Here is a 7,617-nt window from a genome sequence, read left to right on the forward strand (position 1 = left end):
GAGATGAATGATTTCAAAATACCACCTCATGATTTAGCGGCTGAACAATCTGTTCTGGGAGCGGTATTTATCGCACCTGACACAATCATTTCGCTGGCAGACGAATTGGTCCCTGAGGATTTTTACAAACCTGCAAACAAGATTGTATTTAAGACAATGCTGTCGTTGCTTGAAAAAGGTGAGCCAATCGATGCTACGACAATGGCTTCTGCTCTTACCAATCAAGGTGACATCTTAAATATCGGTGGTATAAACTACGTTGTCGAGTTGGTAAATTCAACACCAACTTCAAAAAATGTGGAGCACTACGCTAAGCTCGTAAAAGAAAAGGCTACGCTTCGGAAAGTAATTGCTGACTTGTCAGATTCGTTATCTAGTGCTTATCAAGGTGATATATCAATTGATGACATCATTGCTAAAACTGAAAAATCTCTACTGGATATTAGTAATCAAAATGCAGGGACAGGATTTCGTAATGTGGCCGATATTCTTGATACACACATGCAGATAGTCGAGACTCGCTCACAGACAGATGGATTCGTGACTGGTCTATCTACTGGCTTTGTCGGATTGGATAAGATTACAACAGGCCTTCATGAAGGGAATCTTATCATCCTTGCTGCTCGTCCAGCTATGGGGAAGACGGCATTGGCTCTTAATATCGCTAAGCATGTGGCTACGATGGAAAGAAATCCTGCTGTCATCTTCTCACTTGAAATGGGAGCAGAGGAATTGATTGAGCGTATGGTGGCATCTGAGGGTATGGTTCCAGGTTATCATTTGAAGACTGGGAATCTTAGTACCGATGAGTGGAAAAGACTTGTACATGCACAAAATAATCTCTATGATGCGCCTATTTTCGTGGACGATACTGCTGGTATTCGTATTTCAGAGATACGGTCAAAGGCTCGGAAACTTGCCCAAGAAATGGGTGGTCTTGGTGTCATCATCATTGACTATTTGCAGTTGATCACTGGTTCAAAGGGTGAGAATCGTCAGCAGGTAGTTTCTGAAATTTCAAGGGAATTGAAGATACTTGCAAAGGATTTGAGGGTTCCTGTCATAGCCTTGTCGCAGTTGAGTCGGTCGGTTGAGCAGAGACAGGACAAGCGCCCGATGCTATCAGATTTGCGAGAATCTGGTTCGATTGAGCAAGATGCAGACATTGTAGCTTTCTTGTATCGTGATGCCTACTACCAGAAGGAACATGCAGACAGTCAAGAAGCGAATAACGTGACCGAGCTGATCCTAGAAAAGAATAGACATGGGAGTCTAGGGACAGTGAAGTTGTATTTTCATAAGGAATACACAAAATTTTCAAGTGTGGAGGGGTAGATGGCAGAAAGAAGAATGGTCAGCAAGACCATAATGCAAACACAAAAATTTTTAAGACTACCACTTGAAACTCAGGCATTGTATGTTCATTTAGTCATCAATTCAGATGATGACGGAATTGTCGAAGCATTTCCAGTCGTTAGAATGATTGGTGCCAGTGAGGACAGTTTAGGCCTATTAGTTATCAAGCAGTTTATAAAACCACTTAATCAAGACATGGTCTATTTCATTACGGATTTCAACGAACAAAATAAAATTAGACCAGATAGACACAAGCCTAGTATACATAGGAATTTAGCTATTCAACAACTTGGATTAGAAGTTGATGGAAGTAGATTGGTTGAGCCTGGAAAGGCAGTTCTAGAGCTTACTGAAGAAGGTCAGGCAGTTGACGGACAAGTGACGGACGAATGTCCGCATAGTATAGGTCAGGGTAGTATAGGTCAGGGTAGTATAGATAATATCCCTTACAAAGAAATTATCGATTATCTAAATTCAAAGACTGGAAAGAAATATAGAGATAATGTTCAGAAGAACAAATCTCTAATTAAAGCTAGATGGTCTGAAGGATATAGACTAGAAGACTTTAAACAAGTGATCGATAATATGGTTAAGGATTGGTCAGGTACGAAGTATGCGAAATACTTGCGACCAGAGACTCTCTTCGGAACGAAGTTCGATGGTTATTTGAATCAAGGGAATATTGTTAATCGTGAAAAGAAAACAGACGAAAGGCTAGGGTTTTAGATGAAACAGTTTAAACAATTTAGAACTAGAACGGTTCTTGATGATGTCTGTGAAATCCATGGATGCCATCTTTGGTCTGTTAAGATTCCTGTTAAGGGTAAGGTTGAGGAAATCAGTCAATGTCCTGAGTGTGAGAAAGAGAACATTCGTCTCTTTGAAAAGCAACTGAATATGGAATCTGAAGTTAAAAGCAAACTATCGGACACTTACGAGGTCTTTGCTCGTGACAGTATCGTTTCAAGTAAGCTGGCCAGTAAGTCACTACATGACTATGAGATTCAGGTTGATATTGATGAAAAGGCTATGAATTTTGTGAAGCGATTGGAACGTGAGTATGCCAAAGGTACGGTTGGAAATGCCATCATCACAGGACCTTCTGGTGTTGGTAAGAGTCATCTGACCTATGGATTAGCTCGGTTTCTCAATGATCAGTTCAAGTCTTATGATGAACCTAAAAGCGTGCTCTTTGTGTCAGTCGTTACTTTATTTGATAAGATTCGTGAAAGCTTTGAGTTTGATAATGGCTATTCAGAAGCGAAGATGGTTAAGTTATTGTCTGAGGTTGACTTTCTCTTCTTGGACGACCTTGGGAAAGAGAGTCGTAAAGCTGATACAAAGCGAAACGAATGGGCTCATCAGATATTGTTCAAGATCTTGGATAATCGAACAAATACCATTATCAATACGAATTTGAGCAGTGAAGAGATTAAAGAGCTTTATTCTGATGATTTTGGGAATGGTGCTCTCTCTAGTCGAATTTTTGAAGGAGCAACTGGCAGATGCTTTGTGTATCCGTCTGGGATGAAGGATAGGAGGTATTGATTATCAAAAAAATGACAGTCTGGGCACTTTTTGATAGTGGGAATGGTTCTTACTTCAAGGGTGCTAACTCTCTGAATAGTTCGGGGGGGGGCGAATATTGAAATCTATTCAGTCGGAATAGATATAGAAAACAAGAACAATCATTTTATAAATCTGGACCTTGCTGATTACAAACGTTTATTTGGAGATAACACGCTCTTTGACGTGTTAGACAAATTACCAAAACCTGACCTTGTAATAGCTAGTCCACCATGTGAATCATGGTCAAATGCTTCTGCAATGGAAAATGGAAATGCGTGTTGGAAACGCAATGATGTTTCTGATAGCTTGTTCGCTCCACAAGTAAGACCTTCACCGTTCACGATCAGGGCAAATCAGGATTATGAGTCAGCCTATATAAATTATCAGTACGACAGGCAATTTTTAAAAAGGGTCAATGGCGAGCTAACAGCTTTCAACACAATAGAAATCATAAAAAGATATAGACCACAATTTTGGGTTATTGAGAATCCAGCTGCTGACAGATTGTGGCCTTACATTGAGGATATTATCGGATTCAGAATTCCATACAAAAATCTAGCTAGATACAATAATTATGATTATCCTTTACAAAAACGGACGATTTTTGGAAGCAATATTGAACTTAATCTTAAAAATAAAATTATCAAGCAGGATATTGAGTGGAAAAACTTCTCAAAATCATACAACGAGAGATCTAATATACCTGAAAAATTGGTGTCAGAAATATTCAAAAAAATTTACAAGGAGTTTAGTAAAGATGATTGAACTCTATTTCATTTATAACGGTCACCGCAAGATACTCATTGGGAGTTTTGGGCACATACATAGTGCAATCAATGAATTAAAGCAACATCAAGCCAGCTACTCTGCTGTTAACAATCCACGCTTTCGGAAAAGCATGAGTGGAGAAAATATCAGGATTGACTACGGAGCAGTTGACTGCTACTACTTGATTACGAAGAAAACGGAGGAAAAATAAGATGAATACAAAAATGAATTTGGAAGAAAAAGTACAACAATGGTTTGTTGACCGAAATTTACATGAAGCAAATCCTGTCAAACAGTTCTTGAAGTTGATGGAAGAGTCAGGAGAATTGTTTGAAGGGATTGCCAAGGATAAATCTGAACTGATTTACGATGCGCTTGGTGATATCCAGGTAGTAATGATTGGACTTGATCAACAGATCAAGAACGGTGCTCAGATTTCGGCTAATCAACAGGAACTCGAATTGCTGCTGATGGTTTCCAGTCTTGGTAACATTGCTCAGAAACTATACTCTCATGTTTGTCATAATAAGACACAGACTCCACTGATCAAGTCAGACTTGATGTTTCTTGATAGTGTTGTTAGTACGGTTTCATTTTGCAATGGCACTACAGCTGAAAGTTGCTTAGAAGAAGCTTATGAAGTCATAAAGGACCGCAAAGGTAAGATGATTGACGGGGTGTTTGTGAAAGAGGAGGATTTATAAAATGAAAAAACTAGGAATTTTTATTGCTGTATTACTCGTAACAATTATCTCACCGTTTGTTGTTCAATTTGGTTGGAATGAGATTGTAACGACAATCCTCCCTGTCGGAAAGATTTCGTTTTGGCAAGCTTTGGGAGTAGATGCTTTACTAAGCTTCATAAATCCAACAATCTATAGCGATGAAGATATTTCAAAAAAACTTACTCAGGCCATTTCAAAGATTATATATTTTGCATTTATTCTGTGGCTAGCTAGTTTGTTTTTGTGAGGATTTAGAATGAGATATTTTAAAATTCTATGTGTTGTTTTATTCGCATCCTTACTCATAGCATGTCACCAGATTTCAAGTGGGACGGTGGTAGATAAGTACATTGATGAACCTCACACAACGTTCATACCTGTTATGACAGGAAAAAGTTCGGTACTTGTGCCAACAAGAACAAAAAGAAGATATATTCTGGTCATTTCTGGATATGTAGGAAATGAGCACGTTGAAGAAACATTTGAAGTGACAGCTGAAGAATACAAGCACTATGAAATTGGCAATACTTTTATACAGGATGCCGTTTTAGAAAACAAGGAAGGGGATGAATAATGAAACCTGAAAAAAATGACAACGTAAACAAACCAAGCCACTATCAAGGTAGGTATGGCATGGAGTCTATCGATGCTTTAAGAAATTTCATGACACCTGAACAACTGAAAGGCTTCTACTTAGGGAATGCCTTGAAGTATCTACTACGTCATCAGAAGAAAAACGGCCTTGAGGATTTGAAGAAGGCACGCAAGAACCTGGATTGGCTGATTGAGGAAGTAGAAAAGGAGTTAAACAATGATCAATAATGTTGTGTTAGTAGGTCGCTTGACTCGTGACCCTGAGTTGCGATACACACCATCAAACGTGGCTGTTGCAACTTTCAGTTTGGCAGTGAATCGCAATTTTAAGAATCAGGCAGGTGATCGTGAAGCCGATTTTATCAGTTGCATCATGTGGCGTCAGCAAGCTGAAAACTTTGCAAATTGGCTTAAAAAGGGTGCTCTTGTAGGGATTACAGGTCGCATTCAGACTCGTAGCTACGATAACCAGCAAGGACAACGTGTCTATGTGACTGAAGTTGTAGCTGAAAGTTTTCAAATCCTTGAAAAAAAGGATAATTCTGCAAATCAGGCAAGTATGGAAAATCAGATGCCACCAAGTTTTGGAGCAAGTGATCCGATGGATATTCCAGATGATGGATTGCCGTTTTAAGGAGGTGGAGTGATGGAATCATTTGCACACTATTTTAACAAACACATTGCTAAAAAAATCGAATTAGATGATATCACAATTATTGATTATTATAGTCCAGAATATAATCAAATGTATAATCTAAGATATATTTTCGATAAGAAAAATTCATCATTAGCTATCACAGGGGATTTTGGAGAGCTGGTTGCAGTAAATTTTAACAATATGGGTAATTGGGAAGACTTCTATAAGGATTTCACAAATAACCCTGGATATTTTATCGAAAAAATCAAAGCATCTAGTCGAAATCTTTTTGTTTATGATGAAGATAAAGCTAAAAAAATTATTCTTGAGTGTTTCTTTGATAATAAGCGATATGAAGACTTAGACGAAGATGATCAATATTATTTTGATGAACTATTTGAATATTTCAATGATAGTTATGGATTCCAACACATTACTGATACTGTTCGAGAATTCCTGAGTGAACAAGATTCAGAATACTATGAGATTCTTGAAATCGCTGGTAAAAAAGTGTCTGAAATAGTATTTCTATATTTGGATGCTTATAAAAGAGCGTATGAATCAATAAAAAATGAAGAGGTGGAGTGATGAATAATGAGGTCTTTGAAGAATTGAAAAAGCTTATGAGTTATTTTCCTGACTCATTTATAAACAGACAATTAGAACTTATTCTCATCCCAAAAACAAACACATACTTTTCTTTAAGAGATTGCTTGACAAAGAATGATGTCATTTCAAAGGTACTAATGTGGTGCACCAGGGATATAGCTAAAGGCAAGCCTTATCAACACCTAAAACGAAATATCGACTTTTATGTGGATAATCGTGACCGCTTGGAAAAATATTTAGGTGCAGATATCAATGTAGATGTGGTTTATCATCGTCTAGGAAATGGAATTAACAAAGAACTCACATACAGATTTATTGAGAGCGGTTTTGATATGAATTTACTTTATAAGGAGGTAACGGAATGAAACGTTTTATCGCAATCTGGATTTTATTGTCTGCTGGATTAAATATTTGGCAGAGTATCCAGATTAAGAAATCAGAAGAAAATCGCCCGATGATCGTCTATAAAGCTGACAATCAAGGAGCAGAAATCAAAGGTAGAGTCGTCCATAAAGAAAAAATAGGCGACCTGTACACAATCACAATACAGAACTACGGCATTTTCGTAGTATCGCAAGACAACTACGAATTTTTGAAAATCGGAGATGAGGTGAGATTGTAATGACAAAGTACAAGAAACTAACTTACATCATCATTCAGGAAGCAATGGCAGGCTACATTCATGAAAGCTAATACCAGGAAATGGAGAGCAAGATGAATAAAAGGATTAAGAAGAAAGCTAAGCAACTTGCTCAGAAGAAACAACTAGAATTAGAAAATAAGCTTATAAAGTTAAGTCAGGAAGAAATTGAAGTTTTATCTAGAATGATTAAGCAGATAGTTTCTGACATCAGTAAGGCTTTTTCCAAAATGTTCGATAGCTTATTTAATTATTTAGAAAATTCGGAGGTAAAATTTGAAGAAATTGAGCGACGAAGACCTCAAAACATTAGACAGAGAACTTTTCAAATTCCAAAACATTCAACGTACAATAGATTTGAGAAGGCTAGAATTAGAAACTCGAAACCCAGATGCTCAGAGTGGTCCTATCGTAGGAATAAGCAAACCTACCGAAACTATCGCAATCAGAATCGCAGATGATCCAACCTTGAAATTTCTCGAAGGGTTCAAAGCTATTATTAACAAACTCCTGATCAATCTAGTTGATGAAGATAAGGAAATCTTTAATCTGCGCTGGAGATATCCTCAACTGAGATGGGAAGAAATAGCAGAACAGAAATTCATGAGCAAAGCTACAATCTATCGACGTAGAAGGATTATTCTAGAGCAGTACGCTATACTGAAAGGTGAGTTGTAAATAAGATTGAGACAAAAGACATCTTGAAGTCTCACAAAAAA

The 7,617-nt window shown here is 37.5% G+C and carries 13 protein-coding genes and 1 pseudogene; all 14 read left to right on the top strand.

Annotated features, from left to right (window positions below):
* Nucleotides 1–3 precede the first annotated feature (3 nt).
* The 14 genes and pseudogenes from dnaB to HMPREF2957_RS07310 all read left to right on the top strand — a co-directional run bounded on the left by dnaB (nt 4) and on the right by HMPREF2957_RS07310 (nt 7,576).
* Nucleotides 4–1,335, top strand: coding sequence for a replicative DNA helicase (gene dnaB / locus HMPREF2957_RS07245; RefSeq protein ID WP_070678530.1), 1,332 nt, complete (start codon nt 4–6; stop codon nt 1,333–1,335).
* Nucleotides 1,336–2,082 (top strand): conserved phage C-terminal domain-containing protein, encoded by a 747-nt coding sequence (locus HMPREF2957_RS07250; protein ID WP_070678532.1) that lies wholly within the window; start codon nt 1,336–1,338, stop codon nt 2,080–2,082.
* Nucleotides 2,083–2,904, top strand: coding sequence for an ATP-binding protein (locus tag HMPREF2957_RS07255; protein ID WP_070678535.1), 822 nt, complete (start codon nt 2,083–2,085; stop codon nt 2,902–2,904).
* Nucleotides 2,905–2,915: 11 nt separating this feature from the next.
* Nucleotides 2,916–3,690 (top strand): annotated as a pseudogene (locus tag HMPREF2957_RS07260) (DNA methyltransferase).
* A complete protein-coding gene (locus HMPREF2957_RS07265) occupies nt 3,683–3,904 on the top strand; it encodes a hypothetical protein (protein WP_054368739.1) in 222 nt (73 codons plus the stop codon). Before HMPREF2957_RS07260 ends, HMPREF2957_RS07265 begins: the two are co-directional and overlap by 8 nt.
* Before the next feature lies 1 nt (nt 3,905).
* Nucleotides 3,906–4,397 (top strand): MazG-like family protein, encoded by a 492-nt coding sequence (locus tag HMPREF2957_RS07270; protein WP_070678540.1) that lies wholly within the window; start codon nt 3,906–3,908, stop codon nt 4,395–4,397.
* A 1-nt stretch (nt 4,398) separates the two neighbouring features.
* Nucleotides 4,399–4,665 (top strand): hypothetical protein, encoded by a 267-nt coding sequence (locus HMPREF2957_RS07275; RefSeq protein WP_070678543.1) that lies wholly within the window; start codon nt 4,399–4,401, stop codon nt 4,663–4,665.
* Between the two features lie 9 nt (nt 4,666–4,674).
* The gene (locus tag HMPREF2957_RS07280) at nt 4,675–4,992 is read left to right on the top strand and encodes a 3-dehydroquinate synthase (protein ID WP_070678547.1); all 318 of its coding nucleotides are present in this window, start codon (nt 4,675–4,677) and stop codon (nt 4,990–4,992) included.
* Nucleotides 4,992–5,240, top strand: coding sequence for a DUF3310 domain-containing protein (locus tag HMPREF2957_RS07285; protein WP_070678549.1), 249 nt, complete (start codon nt 4,992–4,994; stop codon nt 5,238–5,240). The genes HMPREF2957_RS07280 and HMPREF2957_RS07285 overlap by 1 nt, the downstream gene beginning before the upstream one ends.
* Complete coding sequence (gene ssb / locus HMPREF2957_RS07290; protein ID WP_070678552.1) at nt 5,230–5,646, top strand: single-stranded DNA-binding protein; 417 nt, start codon at nt 5,230–5,232, stop codon at nt 5,644–5,646. Before HMPREF2957_RS07285 ends, ssb begins: the two co-directional genes overlap by 11 nt.
* A 12-nt stretch (nt 5,647–5,658) precedes the next feature.
* Nucleotides 5,659–6,237 carry a hypothetical protein gene (locus tag HMPREF2957_RS07295; protein ID WP_070678555.1) on the top strand — a complete coding sequence of 193 codons (579 nt, stop codon included), beginning with the start codon at nt 5,659–5,661 and terminating at the stop codon, nt 6,235–6,237.
* The gene (locus HMPREF2957_RS07300; RefSeq protein WP_070678558.1) at nt 6,237–6,623 is read left to right on the top strand and encodes a hypothetical protein; all 387 of its coding nucleotides are present in this window, start codon (nt 6,237–6,239) and stop codon (nt 6,621–6,623) included. Before HMPREF2957_RS07295 ends, HMPREF2957_RS07300 begins: the two co-directional genes overlap by 1 nt.
* Nucleotides 6,620–6,880: a DUF1372 family protein gene (locus tag HMPREF2957_RS07305; protein ID WP_070678561.1), complete on the top strand. Its 261-nt coding sequence runs from the start codon at nt 6,620–6,622 to the stop codon at nt 6,878–6,880. The genes HMPREF2957_RS07300 and HMPREF2957_RS07305 overlap by 4 nt, the downstream gene beginning before the upstream one ends.
* 294 nt (nt 6,881–7,174) lie before the next feature.
* Entirely contained in the window at nt 7,175–7,576 is a 402-nt protein-coding gene (locus tag HMPREF2957_RS07310) for a transcriptional activator (protein ID WP_000736386.1), read from the top strand.
* Nucleotides 7,577–7,617 lie beyond the last annotated feature (41 nt).

Source organism: Streptococcus sp. HMSC062D07 (genome assembly GCF_001814215.1).
In the GTDB taxonomy this organism is placed as follows: Bacteria; Bacillota; Bacilli; order Lactobacillales; family Streptococcaceae; genus Streptococcus; species Streptococcus infantis_I.